Annotated in this window: 13 protein-coding genes and 1 pseudogene; 11 read left to right on the top strand and 3 right to left on the bottom strand. The window is 57.2% G+C overall.

Annotation, left to right across the window (positions count from 1 at the left end; genetic code table 11):
* The 8 genes from VMV64_RS12405 to VMV64_RS12370 all read left to right on the top strand — a co-directional run.
* A partial coding sequence (locus VMV64_RS12405; protein ID WP_325330760.1) for a sodium/proton-translocating pyrophosphatase occupies positions 1-1,122 on the top strand: 1,122 nt, incomplete at its 5' end.
* Positions 1,123-1,204: 82 nt separating this feature from the next.
* Positions 1,205-1,753, top strand: a complete 549-nt coding sequence (gene ppa / locus VMV64_RS12400) for an inorganic diphosphatase (RefSeq protein ID WP_325330758.1) — start codon at positions 1,205-1,207, stop codon at positions 1,751-1,753.
* 98 nt (positions 1,754-1,851) lie between these two features.
* A complete protein-coding gene (locus tag VMV64_RS12395; RefSeq protein ID WP_325330756.1) occupies positions 1,852-2,364 on the top strand; it encodes a metallophosphoesterase family protein in 513 nt (170 codons plus the stop codon).
* 177 nt (positions 2,365-2,541) lie between these two features.
* On the top strand, positions 2,542-3,831 hold the full coding sequence (locus tag VMV64_RS12390; protein ID WP_325330754.1) for an FAD-dependent oxidoreductase: 1,290 nt from the start codon (positions 2,542-2,544) through the stop codon (positions 3,829-3,831).
* Positions 3,832-6,102 (top strand): FAD-dependent oxidoreductase, encoded by a 2,271-nt coding sequence (locus VMV64_RS12385; protein WP_325330752.1) that lies wholly within the window; start codon positions 3,832-3,834, stop codon positions 6,100-6,102.
* A gap of 10 nt (positions 6,103-6,112) precedes the next feature.
* Entirely contained in the window at positions 6,113-6,712 is a 600-nt protein-coding gene (locus VMV64_RS12380; RefSeq protein WP_325330750.1) for a 4Fe-4S dicluster domain-containing protein, read from the top strand.
* A gap of 10 nt (positions 6,713-6,722) precedes the next feature.
* Positions 6,723-7,622 carry a CoB--CoM heterodisulfide reductase iron-sulfur subunit B family protein gene (locus VMV64_RS12375; protein ID WP_325330748.1) on the top strand — a complete coding sequence of 300 codons (900 nt, stop codon included), beginning with the start codon at positions 6,723-6,725 and terminating at the stop codon, positions 7,620-7,622.
* Positions 7,623-7,703: 81 nt separating this feature from the next.
* Complete coding sequence (locus VMV64_RS12370; protein ID WP_325330746.1) at positions 7,704-8,021, top strand: hypothetical protein; 318 nt, start codon at positions 7,704-7,706, stop codon at positions 8,019-8,021.
* Positions 8,022-8,024: 3 nt separating this feature from the next.
* Here the strand turns inward: VMV64_RS12370 and VMV64_RS12365 are convergent, their stop codons facing one another.
* The gene (locus VMV64_RS12365) at positions 8,025-9,056 is read right to left on the bottom strand and encodes a DUF2279 domain-containing protein (RefSeq protein WP_325330744.1); all 1,032 of its coding nucleotides are present in this window, start codon (positions 9,054-9,056) and stop codon (positions 8,025-8,027) included.
* Between the two features lie 195 nt (positions 9,057-9,251).
* On the opposite strand from VMV64_RS12365, the gene VMV64_RS12360 reads away from it, so the two are divergent.
* The gene (locus VMV64_RS12360) at positions 9,252-10,448 is read left to right on the top strand and encodes an ammonium transporter (RefSeq protein ID WP_325330742.1); all 1,197 of its coding nucleotides are present in this window, start codon (positions 9,252-9,254) and stop codon (positions 10,446-10,448) included.
* A gap of 2 nt (positions 10,449-10,450) precedes the next feature.
* Here VMV64_RS12360 and VMV64_RS17425 read toward each other — a convergent pair whose 3' ends face one another.
* Both VMV64_RS17425 and yegQ read right to left on the bottom strand, forming a co-directional pair.
* Positions 10,451-10,567 (bottom strand): DUF3391 domain-containing protein, encoded by a 117-nt coding sequence (locus VMV64_RS17425; protein WP_414718889.1) that lies wholly within the window; start codon positions 10,565-10,567, stop codon positions 10,451-10,453.
* 76 nt (positions 10,568-10,643) lie between these two features.
* Entirely contained in the window at positions 10,644-11,990 is a 1,347-nt protein-coding gene (gene yegQ, locus VMV64_RS12355) for a tRNA 5-hydroxyuridine modification protein YegQ (RefSeq protein ID WP_325330764.1), read from the bottom strand.
* Positions 11,991-12,010: 20 nt separating this feature from the next.
* Between yegQ and VMV64_RS12350 the strand changes: the two are divergent.
* Together VMV64_RS12350 and VMV64_RS12345 are read left to right on the top strand one after the other, a co-directional pair.
* Positions 12,011-12,233: pseudogene (locus VMV64_RS12350) on the top strand (PHP domain-containing protein); the annotation flags it as partial.
* A 76-nt stretch (positions 12,234-12,309) separates the two neighbouring features.
* Complete coding sequence (locus tag VMV64_RS12345; protein ID WP_325330740.1) at positions 12,310-15,282, top strand: DEAD/DEAH box helicase; 2,973 nt, start codon at positions 12,310-12,312, stop codon at positions 15,280-15,282.
* The last annotated feature ends 50 nt before the right edge of the window (positions 15,283-15,332 follow it).

Raw genomic sequence — 15,332 nt, 5'->3', positions numbered from 1 at the left:
ATGGGTAATGGCGTGATGATCGACGGCAAGCTGGTTTCGTCGATGAACCTGTACTTCGCTACATTGATCGGTCTGGGACTGACCGCTGCCATGGTGTGGATTACCGAGTATTACACCGCGACCGAGTTCAGCCCGGTGCGTCACATTGCCGAGGCTTCCACCACCGGTCACGGCACCAACGTGATCGCCGGTCTGGGCGTTTCGATGAAGTCGACCGCCGCACCAGTGCTCGCAGTGTGCCTGGCCATCTGGGGTGCCTACGAACTGGCGGGTCTGTACGGCATCGCTATCGCCGCGACCTCGATGCTGTCCATGGCCGGCATCATTGTTGCACTTGATGCTTACGGTCCGATCACCGACAACGCCGGCGGTATTGCCGAAATGGCCGGGTTGCCGGATAGCATCCGCAACATCACCGATCCGCTCGACGCTGTGGGTAACACCACCAAAGCGGTGACCAAGGGCTACGCCATCGGCTCCGCCGGGTTGGCAGCACTGGTGTTGTTTGCAGACTACACCCACGCCTTGAACGTCAAGGCATTGGCTCTTGACGCCAGTGCGGCTGCCATGACCTTCGACTTGTCCAATCATATGGTGATCATCGGCCTGTTCATCGGCGGTATGGTGCCCTACCTGTTCGCCGCCATGGGCATGGAGGCGGTCGGTCGCGCTGCCGGTTCGGTGGTGGTGGAAGTACGTCGCCAGTTCAAGGAAATTCCCGGCATCATGGAAGGCACCGGCAAGCCGGAATACGGCACCTGCGTCGACATGCTGACCAAGGCCGCGATCAAGGAAATGATTGTTCCCTCGCTGCTGCCTGTTGCTGTTCCGGTGATCGTCGGCCTGACCCTGGGTGCGCAAGCGCTGGGCGGCGTGCTGGTCGGCACCATCGTGACCGGCATCTTCGTGGCAATCTCCATGACCACGGGTGGCGGCGCATGGGATAACGCCAAGAAGTACATCGAGGAAGGCAATTACGGCGGCAAAGGCTCCGACGCCCACAAGGCAGCGGTGACCGGTGACACCGTCGGCGATCCCTACAAGGATACCGCCGGCCCTGCCGTCAACCCGCTGATCAAGATCATCAACATCGTTGCGCTGATGATTGTGCCTCTGCTGTAATCCTGAAGCGGGCCGTTAGGCCCGTTAGGTAGCTGTAAATAAAGCCGGTATAATGCCGGCTTTATTTTTTGAGGTTAGCCAGATGAATCTTGACCGAGTCAGCTCCGGACGCGATCTTCCGAACGATTTTAATGTCATCATCGAAATTCCGATGCACGGCGACCCGATCAAGTACGAAGTGGACAAGGAAACCGGTGCCATGTTCGTGGATCGTTTCATGTCCACGGCTATGCACTATCCTTGCAACTACGGCTACATTCCCCATACCCTATCCGATGACGGTGATCCGGTGGACGTGCTGGTGATTACGCCGGTGCCGCTGATTACTGGCGTGGTGGTGCGTTGCCGTCCGATAGGCATGCTCAAGATGACCGATGAAGCTGGCGAAGATGCCAAACTGCTGGCGGTGCCGGTCGACAAGTTGTGCAATCTATATCGCAACATCGAGTCGCCGCGTGATTTGCCGGAACTGACGCTGTCCCAGATCAGCCACTTTTTCGAGCACTACAAAGACCTGGAGGCAGGCAAGTGGGTCAAGGTGGAGGGCTGGGTCGGTGCGGAAGAGACCAAGGCCGAGATCATGGCCGGCGTTAAGCGGTATCAGGAAGCAGCTGTTAAGCCGATGTTCTAACAAAGCCGGTGATGAGCAATGGGTGATGTTCGATGTGACGCAGCATCCGAACCGTATAACCCTCCTCATCACCCATCACTCATAACCCATTGCCAACCATGAAAATCTGCATTCTTTCCGATAGTCACGACAACCGCACGCTGCTGGCTTCCGCCGTGCAGGACGCCAAGGCACGCGGTGCCGTTGCCACGCTGCATTGCGGTGACGTTGTCGCGGCCAATACCCTGGGCGTGTTCAAGAAGCTGGACATGCCGGCACACGTCATCTACGGCAACAACACCGGCGATCTCTATACCTTGTCGCGGATGGCGCACGAGTCTGGCAACCTGATCCATTTTTACGGTCAGGATGCCGGCATCACCCTGCATGGCCGCACGATTTTCATCGTGCATTACCCGCATTACGCTCGCGCCCTGGCCTGTACCGGTGAGTGGGATATGGTCTGCTGCGGCCACGATCATCGTTACTTGGTTGAGCAGGTGGACAACATCCGCGGTGGAAAGACCTGGATGGTGAATCCGGGCACGGTTGGCGGGGTGGGGAAGCCACCCACCTATGTGCTGGGCGACCTGGAGTTGATGACTTTCGAAGTTCTTCCCGTTCCTGCCTGACATTGATTTAATCTATTCAAACATAAGAAAATTCAATTATATTTTTGTGAACGGTGCTGTGGATTGGGTCTCCAATTGGGAGTAAGATTCACCCGGTCGAAAATCCAAATTAGTGCTTAAACTGGGCTAGGCGCAAATCAACGCCGAAGCCCAAGTATCCGTGATGGAGGTAACCTGATGACGGACGTAATTGCAACCAATCAGACCATTTTGGTCGTCGGTGGCGGAATTGGCGGCATGACGGCAGCCCTGGAGGCGGCCGAATGCGGCAAGAATGTCGTGCTGGTGGAAAAGAACCCCGCTCTTGGCGGTCGCGTTTCCCAGCTGTATCGCTATTTTCCCAAGCTGTGCCACCCGACCTGCGGACTGGAAATCAACTTGCGCCGTCTCAAGCAGAATCCGCGTATCCGTGTGCTGACCATGGCTGAAGTAACGGCAATCACCGGCGGCGAGGGCGACTATACCGCCACTGTTAAGCTGGCTCCGCGCTATGTCAACGAGAACTGTACCGCTTGCGGCGAGTGCGCCAAGGCGGTGGACGCCGAAGTGCCGGATGCCTTCAATTACAACCTTGGCAAGACCAAGGCGGCTTACCTGCCTCATAAAATGGCTTTTCCGCAGCGCTACGTGCTTGACCCGTCGATTATCGGCACTGCCGATGCCGACAAGGCCAAGGCCGCTTGCAAGTATGGTGCGATCGATCTCGACATGAAGGAAGAGACGGTCCAGTTCAAAGCGGGTGCGGTGATTTGGGCGACCGGTTGGAAGCCTTACGATGCGGCGAAAATTCAGCCCTATGGCTATGGCCGTTACTCGAATGTCATCACCAGCGTCGAGTTCGAGCGCCTGGCCGACATCCATGGCCCGACCAAGGGCAAGATCCTGCGTCCCTCCGACGGCAGGGAAGCAAAGAACATCGCCTTCATCCAGTGCGCCGGTTCCCGTGACGAGAACCATCTGCGTCACTGCTCGCGCATCTGCTGCATGGCCTCGCTGAAACAGACCAACTACGTGCGCGAAGCCTACGGCGACGCAGGCAAGTCCACGATCTATTACATCGATATCCGGGCGATCGATCGCTTCGAGGACTTTTACCAGAAAGTGCTGAAGGATCCAACCGTCAGCTTCATCAAATCCAAGGTGGCCAAGGCTGTCCAGGATGAGAAGACCGGTGACGTGATTCTGCACGGCGTGAATACCGAAGGCTACCACCGCTATGCTACCCCTCACGACTTGGTTGTTCTGGCCATAGGCATGGAGCCGTCCGTCAAGGGCGCCAACCTCCCGGCGGAAATCGTGTCCGATTCGAGCGGCTTCATCGAAGCCGATCCGGCCAACCACGCCTTTTTCGGCGCGGGTTGCGCATCCAATCCGCTGGATGTGAACCGTGCGGTGCAGAGCGCCACTGCGAGCGCCTTGCGCGCAATTCAGGTGATTAACCGTGTTGCCAGAGTGGAGGGTGTGTAAATGGCAGATATGAAAGTAGCAGCCTACATTTGCCAGGGTTGTGGTTTGGGCGAGCGCCTGGATACGGCAGCACTGGCCAGTGTGGCAAAAAAGGAAGGCAAGGTCGCGCTGGTCAGGGAACATGCGTTCCTGTGCAACGCTGAAGGCGTCAAGATGATCCGCGACGACATCGCCAACGAAGCCGTCACCCATGTCATGATCGGCGCCTGTTCGCGTCGCGCCAAGACTGAGGCGTTCGGCTTTACCGATGTTGCCGTATCACGTGCCAATCTGCGCGAAGGTGTAATCTGGTGCCAACCGGAGACCGATGAGGCGCGCGAGACCACGCAGGAGATGGCGGAAGACTATATCCGCATGGGCTGCGCCGAAGTGAAGAAAATGACCCTGCCTGAGGGCAATCCGGCAGCCGTTACCGTGCGTAGCGTGCTGGTGGTGGGCGGTGGCGTGTCAGGCATGACCGCTGCGCTGGAGGCATCCAAGGCCGGCTACAAGGTCGTGCTGGTGGAGAAAACCGGCGCCCTTGGCGGTTGGGCAGCCAAGCTGTACAAGCGTTCGCCGGGCAAGTCGCCCTATGCTGAACCGCAAGATACGCCAGTGGCTGATATGGCCGCAGCGATTGAGGCCGACGTCAACATCAAGGTCTACCTCAACGCCATCACCAGCAAGACCTCCGGCTCTCCTGGACAATTCGAAATCGAGATTAGTACCGAGTCTGGCTCTACCACGACCGAGAAAGTCGGTGCCATTGTTCAGGCCACCGGTTTCTCGCTGTACGATGCCAACAACCTGCCCGAACTCGGCTATGGCAAGTCCGCCAACGTGGTCGATCAGGCCGGTCTGGAAGCACTTGCCAAGGCGGCCAACGGAGGCGCGATCAAGCGCCCCTCCGACGGCGGCGAAGTGAAGACCGTGGTGTTCGTCCAGTGCGCCGGTCAGCGCGACGATACCGGCAAACATCTGCCTTACTGCTCCGGTTCCTGCTGTACGACTTCGGTCAAGCAGGCGATGTATTTCAAGGATTCCAATCCTGACATCGATACGGTAGTGATCTACACCGATCTGCGCATGCCCGGCAACGGCGAGGATTTTTACCGCAGCGGCCAGAACAAGGGCGTAACTTTCACCAAGGGCAAGGTTTCCAGCGTTGAAGCCGCCGGCAACCAGTGCAAGGTGAATTTCCACGACCTGATCCTCAACGATCAGACCGCCATCGATAATGCCGACCTGGTTGTCTTGGCCACCGGTCAGGTGCCGAATTCCGGCGTCGACATCGACACCAAGCTAAAAGCGGATATTGCCGCCGCAGCTGGCGATAACTCCCTGTTGGAAGCCTACAAGGCTACACAGGTGGAGGGTGCGGTCCAGCCGATTTCCGTGCTGAATCTGACCTATCGTCAGGGTCCGGACGTGCCGCAGCTGAAGTATGGTTTCACCGATTCGCACTTCATCTGCTTTCCTTACGAAACTCGCAGGACCGGCATTTATTCCGCCGGCCCGGTGCGCCGCCCGATGGATATGGTGCAGGCGATGGAAGACGCCACTGGCGCTGCGATGAAGGCAATTCAGGCTGTCGAGAATGCCGGTCTGGGCCGTGCCGCGCATCCGCGTTCCGGCGATCTGAGCTTCCCGAAAGTGCGTCTCGAGGGGTGCACCCAGTGCAAGCGCTGCACGGTGGAATGCCCATTCGGCGCCATCGATGAAGACGAGAAACGCTTCCCGGTGTTCAACGAATCCCGTTGCCGCCGTTGCGGAACCTGTATGGGCGCCTGCCCGGTGCGCGTGATCTCCTTCGAGAACTACTCGATTGATACCGTCGGCTCGCAGCTGAAAGCGGTGGACGTTCCCGACGAGTTTTCCGAGAAGCCACGCATCCTGATTCTGGCCTGCGAAAACGACGCCTACCCCGCGCTCGACATGGCGGCGATGAACCGCAATGTCTACAGTGCGTTCGTGCGTGTCATCCCGGTTCGTTGCCTGGGTTCGGTCAACACCATCTGGATCAACGACGCGCTTAGTAGCGGCTATGACGGCGTGATGATGATGGGTTGCAAGCACGGCGACGACTACCAGTGCCACTTCGTCAAGGGTTCTGAACTCGCCAGCTACCGCATGAGCAAGATCGGCGACACGCTCAAGCAAATGGGGCTGGAAGAAGATCGGGTTGCCACATTCGAGGTCGCGATTACCGACATCGAGCGCGTGCCGCAACTGATCAACGACTACGCGGCGAAGATTCAGGAAATCGGCATGAGCCCGCTTAAGGGATTCTAGGAGACGACAAATGGGCGAAAAATATCACAATAATTTCCTCAAGGAAGTCGAGGAAATGGTCGAGGAAGGCCAATGGGTCAAGATGTGCATGCAGTGCGGCGTGTGTGCCGGCTCCTGCCCGTTTGGACCGCATTGGGAGCATTCTCCGCAGAAGCTGTTCATGATGATCCGCGCCGGCAAGCGCGAGGAAGTCCTGAAATCAGATTCGATGTGGATGTGCACTTCCTGCTACAACTGCGTCGTGCGCTGCCCGCGCAAGCTGCCGATCACCCACATCATGCACGGCCTGGCTAATTACGCCCACCGCCTGGGACTTGCGCCGAAGAATCAGCCGACGCAGCAATTCGCCACCATGTTCTGGAACAACCTGGCGCAGACCGGTCGCGTCAACGAGTTGAAGCTCTCTCTCGGCATTTATTTCAAGGACGGTTTCGCTCAGGGCGTCAAGAACGCCATGGCGATGCAGAGTGTCGGTCTGGGCATGGTGAAGGCGAAACGCCTGAACCCGATGGAACTGTTCGGCGGGCACGGCGTCAAGGACAAGGCAGGCTTCCATGCCATGCTGAAGAAAGCGCGGGAAATCGAAGACCGCCGCAAGAATTTCGCCTAAGGAGTCAATGATGGCTAAAAAGACTTACTCGTTTTACCCCGGTTGCTCGTCACAGACCAAGGCGTCCTCGGACAACTACCTGAAATCGACCAATTCGATGTGCAAATACCTTGATATCGAACTGAAGGAAATCCCGGACTGGAACTGCTGCGGCGCGTCCATCGGCTATGCCGAAGGTGGCGAACTGCCGCGCATCACACTGTCTGCCCGCAACATGGCGCTGTCCGAAAAGCATAATCCTGGCATGGACCTGGTCGCGACCTGTGCGGCGTGCTGGCTTTCCACCCGTGAATCCAAGGAGCGCCTTGCGCACAGTTCGCAGACGCTGGCCGAAGCCAATACGGCGCTGAATGAGGCTGGTCTGACCTATAAAGGCAATCAGGCGGCACGCCACATGGCGGAGGTGCTGGTCGAGGATTTCGGTTTCGATGAACTGAAGAAGGGTGTAAAGAACCCGCTGCAAGGCATCAAGTTTGCCGGTTACGTCGGCTGCCAGACCAACCGCCCGTTCGGTCTGGCCGGTGAATCATTCGAAAATCCCATGTATCTCGACAACCTGGTCGAGGCGATGGGTGGAGAAGCTGTAACCTCCTACGACCAGAAGGTGACCTGCTGCGGTGGTGCACTGGCCTTCTCCGAGCCGGAAAAAAGCCAGAAACAGATCAAGGACATTATCGAGTCTGCCTACGATCATGGTGCCGAGATGATCGTCACGCCTTGCCCGCTGTGCCAGGCCAACGTCGAGATTTACCAGGGTGAAGTGAACAAGCGCTTCGGTACCAAGTTCAACATCCCGGTAATGTATTATTCTCAGCTGATCACCATCGCCTACGGCGGCACTGCTCAGGAAGCAGCGCTGGACGGCCAACTGGTCCGTGCGACCAAGCTTGAGGAAATTGCCAAGAAGTAGAGAATAACAACCTTTACGGCAGCAACTTGGGGGGCGGCCTGCGGGTCGCCCCCAATTGTTTTCGCAGCACAAGGAGTGGTTATGAAAAACCCGAAAACTTTAGACGAATACATCGACCTGGTTCACCAGGCGGTTTACGAAGTGGACGAATTGCGCGCCATCGTCGAGGACGACGAAGAGCGCAAGACCATGATCCTGCCCTGGGTGGATGCGATGGACAAGGAATTGCGCCAGATGTTCGACGACATGATTTCCGGCCGTTACCAGTTCGACCCGAATGGCCCCGATCTGCCATTCATGGCGATCGTCAAGAGGTTCGGCCCGAGCGTGCCGTTCAAGCTGCTACTCAACGTCATCAATCATACCCACCGCTTCGGACTGGACATCGATTCCAAGTAACGGTTAAAGCCGGTGATCAGCCAGTACGGCGGTACCGGGAACCTGAACATACTCCAGGACGGTATCGGTGACCCGCTGGCTGCGGGTTTTTTCCGTGGAGCCGCGGAACACCGTGTTTCTCAGGATCTCCGAAATATTCAGCGAAATTCCGAAGTAGAAGTGCCGGCTGCGGTCAGGCGCGGGCGCTCCATCGTTGGGTTCGTAGCCGCGCGAACCGTAGCCTGCCGCCAGCTCGAAGTAGCGCAGCACGTCATGGTTCTTCAGCTGCGGTACGCCGGTTGCCTTGGCGACCAGCAGATAGGTCTGGCCTGAATGGTCGCCGATCGGGCCGACCTGGTTGAGTCGTTTCGCATCGCCGGAAGGCCAGTAATGCAGGCGGAAATCGAGCAGGTCATCGAGACGTTTGTTTTTCTCGAACAATAGGCCCAGCCCGGTGCCGACGGCGTTCATGATCAAATCTTCCTTGCTGAACTTGTATCGTTCCGAGAATCCGTCGAGGGTTTCCACCGCCAGCAGTGTGCCGAATACGGTTGCTGCCGACAGGACAACCGCGTCATCCCGGTCGTTTCCAGCCCATTCGAAGGCGCGGGCAAGCAGGCGGGTTCCCGCATAGGTGGAGTAGGCATGGCCCAATTTGTCAGCGCCCCCGGCATAGGTGTCCTGTCCGAACCAGCCTTCGCTGGCGGTGCGGAAGTGGCCGGAAAAACCATCCTTCCACCAGACGGTGGCGCCGTAGGCTAAAACGGTTCCGGCTCCGCCCCAAATTAGTGCCTGCGTTCGGAAGTGCTTGTCTTCTTCGGGGATCGCGGCCGTTCCCCCGCTTTCCCCCTGACCGGGCGGAATATCCAGTGTTGCAATCGCATTTCGTTTGGCCTGGGTGAAAACCACGGAAGATGTGCTGCCGCTTTCGTCAGATTCCGTCCCCGCATGGGCGCCTGACTGGCATAACAGGGCGGCAACAACGAACAGCGCCGCCGATGAGGCAAGGCCATGGGGCGGAATTCTGCCGCCAAGGGGAAGTGATTTGATTGTCATGCTTTTAAATTAGCAGTCAATGCTATGTTCTACAACCTTCCGGCCATCTGGCACCAATTAAGGGCGGATAATGATCGATAGCACTTAATTGGTGCGTCATGAATGCACTGTTTTGGGAAGTTCCTTTTCAAAACAGTGCGTTTAGTTCTGGCCCAATTATTGCTAAATCGGATGAAACCTTTCTCTGGAGCAACGATGGAAAATCTCAAGGCCGGTAGCGACGTATTGTTCATACTCCTGGGCGCGATCATGGTATTGGCGATGCACGCGGGTTTCGCCTTTCTGGAACTGGGTACGGTGCGCAAGAAAAATCAGGTCAACGCACTGGTGAAAATCATGGTGGATTTCGCCATATCGACTATTGCTTACTTCTTTATCGGTTATAGCATCGCTTATGGGGTGAATTTCTTTTCCGGTGCCGAGGTGCTGGCGCAGAAGAGCGGCTACGATCTGGTCAAATTCTTCTTCCTGCTGACTTTTGCCGCGGCGATTCCGGCAATCGTTTCCGGCGGCATCGCCGAGCGTGCCAGATTCAATCCGCAACTGGCGGCAACTTTCCTTCTGGTGGGCTTCGTTTATCCCTTCTTCGAGGGCATCGCCTGGAATCACCACTTCGGCGTGCAGGACTGGCTGAAAGGGACTTTCGGGGCGGAATTCCATGACTTTGCCGGCTCCGTGGTGGTGCATGCCATGGGCGGCTGGATTGCGTTGCCGGCAGTGCTGCTGCTCGGCGCACGGCGCGGCCGCTATACCAAGGATGGGATGGTGGCCGCGCATCCCCCCTCAAGCATTCCGTTTTTGGCATTGGGCGCGTGGATATTGACGGTGGGCTGGTTCGGCTTCAATGTCATGTCGGCGCAGACCATAGATGCCGTGAGTGGCCTGGTGGCGGTGAATTCGCTGATGGCGATGGTCGGCGGCATTCTGGCCGCACTGGTGGTGGGCAGGAATGACCCCGGCTTCGTGCATAACGGACCGCTCGCCGGCTTGGTGGCGGTGTGCGCCGGGTCCGACCTGATGCACCCATTGGGTGCGCTGATTACCGGTGGGGTGGCGGGTGCGCTGTTCGTGTGGGCGTTTACCCTGACCCAGAACAAATGGAAAATTGACGATGTGCTCGGTGTCTGGCCGCTGCATGGCCTGTGCGGCGCATGGGGCGGAATCGCAGCCGGGATATTCGGCCTCAAGGCGCTGGGCGGCATCGGCAATGTGAGTTTTGCCGCGCAACTGATCGGCACCCTGATGGGTATAACTATCGCCCTGGTTGGCGGCTTAGTGGTTTACGGATTATTGAAAAAGCTGGTGGGAATACGGCTGGACCCGGAAGAGGAGTTCAACGGTGCGGATATCAGCATACACAAGATCTACGCCACGCCTGAGGGCGAAGTATAGCGTTACATCGCTCTTGATTTTGAGGTTACGGTCAGAAAATGGTGGTCCATCCAACCGCAGTTCATTTTGTGGATGAAGATGCCGGGATTCAACCGCTGGACGCTGATATTTTTGATCATCCCGATTAATCCATTAGGATCAAGGTGGGAATAATAGCGGTGGGCAGTCGGGTTTGAACTAGGTGAAACCCTAAACTTACAAAAACCTCGCCAGCATCGCCCTGTCGACATTGTCACTGAGCGGGATGTGCACCACCCAGCCGTTACCCGGTGCTTCCGTGATGGAAGCGCCTTTCTGGTTGAAGATTTGTTCCAGCACCATCTCGCGATTTCCGGCGGGGTGGATGAGTTCCAGCCGGTCGCCCACGGCGAAGCGGTTTTTCACCACCACTTCGGCCATTTTCCGGGCCGGGTCATAGGCGACGATGTCGCCGACATACATCTGCCGCGCGCTTTCCGACTGGCCGGTGAGGTAGTTCTGATATTCCACGGTATGGTGACGCTGGTAGAAGCCATCGGTGTAGCCGCGGTTGGCGAGGTTTTCCAGCGCGCTCAAATGCGCCGGGTTGAAGGCGCGGCCCGCAGCGGCATCGTCGATCGCCTGGCGGTAAATCTGGGCGGTGCGCACCACGTAGTAGGCCGATTTTGTCCGTCCTTCGATCTTCAGGGAGTCCACGCCGATTTCCGCCAGCCGGGCGACATGCTCCACCGCGCGCAGGTCCTTGGAGTTCATGATGTAGGTGCCGTGCTCGTCCTCCAGTACCGGCATCAACTCGCCGGGGCGCTGGCCTTCCTCGATCATCCATACCCGGTCGGCGAGTGGGTGGCGCTGCTGGTCACCGCAGGCGGTAAGGCCGGATTCGCCCATGGCCTTGTTGAAATCGAATTCGGTTTCACGGATCACGCCCGCCGCATCTTCATTTGCTTCCTGCACCTTGTAGTCCCAGCGGCAGGAGTTGGTGCAGGTGCCCTGGTTGGCGTCGCGGTGATTGAAGTAGCCGGATAGCAGGCAGCGGCCGGAATAGGCGATGCACAGGGCGCCGTGAACGAATACTTCGAGCTCCATGTCGGGGCATTGCTGGCGGATCTCGGCGATTTCGTCCAGGGAGATTTCGCGCGACAGGATCACCCGCGTCAAGCCCAGCGCCTGCCAGAATTTCACCGCGGCGTAATTGACGGTGTTGGCCTGCACAGACAAGTGCACCGGAATGTCCGGCCACGCCTCGCGCACCATCATGATCAGGCCGGGGTCGGCCATGATCAGGGCGTCCGGTTTCATTTCGATCACCGGCGCCATATCCGCCATATAGGTCTTGAGCTTGGCGTTGTGCGGCGTCAGGTTGCTGGCGACGAAAAATTTCTTGCCCAGCGCATGCGCCTCGGCGATTCCCGTTCCCAGTTCCTCCAGGCCGAATTCGTTGTTGCGGGCGCGCAGGGAGTAGCGGGGCTGGCCGGCATACACGGCATCCGCGCCATAGGCGAAGGCATAACGCATTTTTTCCAGGCTGCCGGCGGGGAGTAAAAGTTCGGGGGTCTTCGTCATCATGGTAAAATTATACCATCATGGTTGATCCTTCCTTTATCCACCTCCGCCTGCACAGCGAGTATTCGATTGTCGACGGCATCGTGCGCATCGACGATGCCGTCGGCCTCGCCGTCGCCGACCGGATGCCGGCGCTGGCGCTGACCGATCTGAGCAACCTGTTCGGCATGGTGAAGTTCTACCAGGCCGCCCGCGGCAAGGGCATCAAGCCGGATCGTCGGCTGCGACGTGTGGATCAGTCATGTAGGTTGGGTTAGGCGCGGTTCTTTGCGCCGTAACCCAACAAACCCAATCCTCTTTACGGCATGGTGCTGAAATTTTGGCCGGTCAATTTTCTGATTTCTACAACAGCCTCGACGCTGACCCAGCCAAGCGGGGCAAGCAGTTCGAGCACTTCGTCAAATGGTTTCTGAAAGCCGATCCTGAATGGGCTACCCAAGTTGACCAAGTTTGGCTATGGGAAGAATACCCGGAACGTTGGGGCATGGATTGCGGGATTGACCTCGTGTTCCGGCACAAGAACGGCGAACACTGGGCGGTGCAAACCAAGTGCTACTCGCCTGACTACGACATCACCAAACACGATGTGGACAAATTCCTCAGCGAATCCAACCGCAAAGGCATACACCACCGCCTGCTGATCGCCACCACCGACCGCATCGGCGGCAATGCCAAGCAAGTCTGCGATGCACAAGAAAAACCCGTCATCCGTTTTTTGCTCTCCGATTTTGAACGTGCCGCGCTGGATTACCCCGCCAATCTCGCCGTACTCCCGCAAGCCAAACGCAAAGCTCGCCCCGAACCACGCGACCATCAGAACGAAGCCAGAACCGCCGTTGTACAAGGGCTGCAAACCGCCGACCGTGGCCAGCTCATCATGGCCTGCGGCACGGGCAAAACTTACGTCACGCTCTGGATCAAAGAGCGGCTTGCCGCACAACGCACCCTGGTGCTGGTTCCCTCATTAGGCCTGCTGTCCCAACTGCTGCGCGAATGGACATTCGCTGCCGCCACCCCGTTTGAAGTGCTGTGCGTCTGCTCAGATCAAACCGTCGGCACCAAGGGCAGCGACGAAGCCATCCACAGCGTTGCCGACCTCGCCTTCCCCGTTACCTCGGACGCGGAAGAAGTCAGGAATTTTCTTAGCGGCGCAGGCAATCGGGTGGTTTTCTCCACCTACCAATCCTCCTCCGTCATCGCCGCAGCGCAGGCAGATAGCACCATTCCCGCCTTCGATTTGGTCGTGGCGGACGAAGCCCACCGTTGCGCGGGCAAGGTCGGTAGCGAGTTCACCGCCGTTCTCGACAACGCACAGATACGCGGCCATAAACGGCTGTTCGCCACCGCCACCCCGCGCACCTACTCCAGCAACGTCAAAAAAGCTGCCGAAGATCGCGGAGTCGAAGTGGTCGGCATGGATAACGCCACCTTGTTTGGTAAAGTGCTGTATGCCTTGCCGTTTGGCGAGGCCATCGCCAGAAAGCTGCTCACCGATTATCGCGTCGTCATTATCGGCGTGGACGACCCCACCATCGCGCAGTGGATCGTCAACCGCGAACTGGTCACCACCGGCACGGGTATTGAGACCGACAGCCAATCGCTCGCCGCCCAGATCGGCCTGCTCAAAGCCATCAAAGACTACGACCTCAAGCGCATCATCAGCTTCCACAGCCGTGTCAATCGCGCCGAAGCCTTCACCACCGACATTCGGCAGATCATGGCATGGATCAGCGACGAACACCGTCCCAGCGGAACCCTGCGCACCGACTTCGTCTCCGGCAACATGCCCGCCAACAAACGCAAGATCAAGCTCGATCAACTCAAAGCCCTGAGCGCAGACGAACGTGGCGTGCTGAGCAATGCGCGCTGTTTGTCCGAAGGCGTGGACGTGCCCTCCCTCGATGGCGTGGCGTTTATCGATCCGCGCAGTAGCCAGGTGGACATCATCCAGGCCGTGGGTCGCGCCATACGCCTGAGTCCGGACAAAAAGGCCGGCACGATTGTTTTGCCGGTGTTCATCGCAGCAGGACAAAATGCCGAAGACACGATAGCGGCGAGTTACTTCAAGCCTATCTGGGATGTACTGAATGCGTTGAAGGCGCACGACGATGTGCTGGCGGATGAACTGGATCAGATCAGAACCGAACTCGGCAGGAAACCCGGTGCAGGTGTCAGCGCCGACGGTCTGCGCAAAATCAGTCTTGACCTGCCTGCTACGGTAGATGCGAATTTTGGGAGCGCACTGCGCACCTATCTGGTCGAGCAAGTCACTGCATCTTGGAACTTCTGGTTTGGGTTGTTGGAGGCATTTGTCGAGAGAGATGGGCATGCCAAAATTTCTGCGCTATATAAAACAGAAGATGGATACCGCCTTGGTCAGTGGGTAAATATCCAACGAACAACAAAAGAAAACCTGTCCCCGGAACGCAAAGCACGATTGGAAGCATTGTCTTGTTGGATTTGGGATGCCATTGTGGAGCAGTGGGAAATAGGTTTTCGTTATCTCAAGGAATTTGTGGAGCGAGAGGGGCATTGTTTGCCTCCTGCACTATATAAGTCGGCAGATGGATATGGAGTCGGTAGCTGGGTAAATATCCAACGAACAAAAAAAGACAGCCTGACACCGGAGCGCAAAGCACAGCTGGAAGCATTGCATGGTTGGTGTTGGAATGCTCGTGCAGATATGTGGGAAGAAGGATTTCGCTATTTTAAGGAATTCGCAGATCGAGAGGGAAATGCTAAGGTATCTCAAGGCTATAAAACGGCAGGTGGATATCGGCTTGGGTCATGGGTTAATAGGCAGCGGACAAGAAAAGATAGCCTGTCACCGGAGCGCAAAGTACGGCTGGAGACTTTGCCCGGTTGGAGTTGGGATGCTCGTACAAATATGTGGGAAGAAGGATTTTATCTCCTCAAGGAGTTTGCAGATCGAGAGGGGCATGCCAATGTCCCTCAAGATTGCAAAACGGTAGATGGGTACCGCCTTGGTCAGTGGGTTGGTGTTCAGCGAACAAAAATAGACAGCCTGTCACCAAAGCGCAAAGCGCGATTGGAAGCATTGCCCAGATGGAGTTGGGAACCTTGGGCAGACAAGTGGGAAAAAGGGTTTCGCCATCTTGAGAAATTTGTAGAAAGTGAGGGGCATTGTTTGCCTCCTGCGTTATATAAAACAGAAGATGGATATAGAGTTGGAAGCTGGGTAAATGCTCAAAGAACAAAAAAAGATAATCTGTCGCAGGAGCGTAAAGCACGACTGGAAGCATTACCCGGCTGGGTTTGGCGAGTTAAGTGAGGCCATTGTTTTGTTAATTATTGTCGCCTCCTGTTGAGTAAGAAACTGAA

Source organism: Sulfuricella sp. (assembly GCF_035531155.1).
Lineage (GTDB): Bacteria > Pseudomonadota > Gammaproteobacteria > Burkholderiales > Sulfuricellaceae > Sulfuricella.
The sequence above is the reverse complement of the archived record's forward strand: the minus strand, read 5'-3'. Positions and strand labels throughout refer to the sequence as shown.

Bases quoted from the DNA above. Each gene is read 5' to 3' on its own strand.
- ppa (WP_325330758.1), top strand. From the start codon at position 1,205: ATGAATCTTGACCGAGTCAGCTCCGGACGCGATCTTCCGAACGATTTT.
- VMV64_RS12395 (WP_325330756.1), top strand. From the start codon at position 1,852: ATGAAAATCTGCATTCTTTCCGATAGTCACGACAACCGCACGCTGCTG.
- VMV64_RS12390 (WP_325330754.1), top strand. From the start codon at position 2,542: ATGACGGACGTAATTGCAACCAATCAGACCATTTTGGTCGTCGGTGGC.
- VMV64_RS12385 (WP_325330752.1), top strand. From the start codon at position 3,832: ATGGCAGATATGAAAGTAGCAGCCTACATTTGCCAGGGTTGTGGTTTG.
- VMV64_RS12380 (WP_325330750.1), top strand. From the start codon at position 6,113: ATGGGCGAAAAATATCACAATAATTTCCTCAAGGAAGTCGAGGAAATG.
- VMV64_RS12375 (WP_325330748.1), top strand. From the start codon at position 6,723: ATGGCTAAAAAGACTTACTCGTTTTACCCCGGTTGCTCGTCACAGACC.
- VMV64_RS12370 (WP_325330746.1), top strand. From the start codon at position 7,704: ATGAAAAACCCGAAAACTTTAGACGAATACATCGACCTGGTTCACCAG.
- VMV64_RS12365 (WP_325330744.1), bottom strand. From the start codon at position 9,056: ATGACAATCAAATCACTTCCCCTTGGCGGCAGAATTCCGCCCCATGGC.
- VMV64_RS12360 (WP_325330742.1), top strand. From the start codon at position 9,252: ATGGAAAATCTCAAGGCCGGTAGCGACGTATTGTTCATACTCCTGGGC.
- VMV64_RS17425 (WP_414718889.1), bottom strand. From the start codon at position 10,567: ATGATCAAAAATATCAGCGTCCAGCGGTTGAATCCCGGCATCTTCATC.
- yegQ (WP_325330764.1), bottom strand. From the start codon at position 11,990: ATGACGAAGACCCCCGAACTTTTACTCCCCGCCGGCAGCCTGGAAAAA.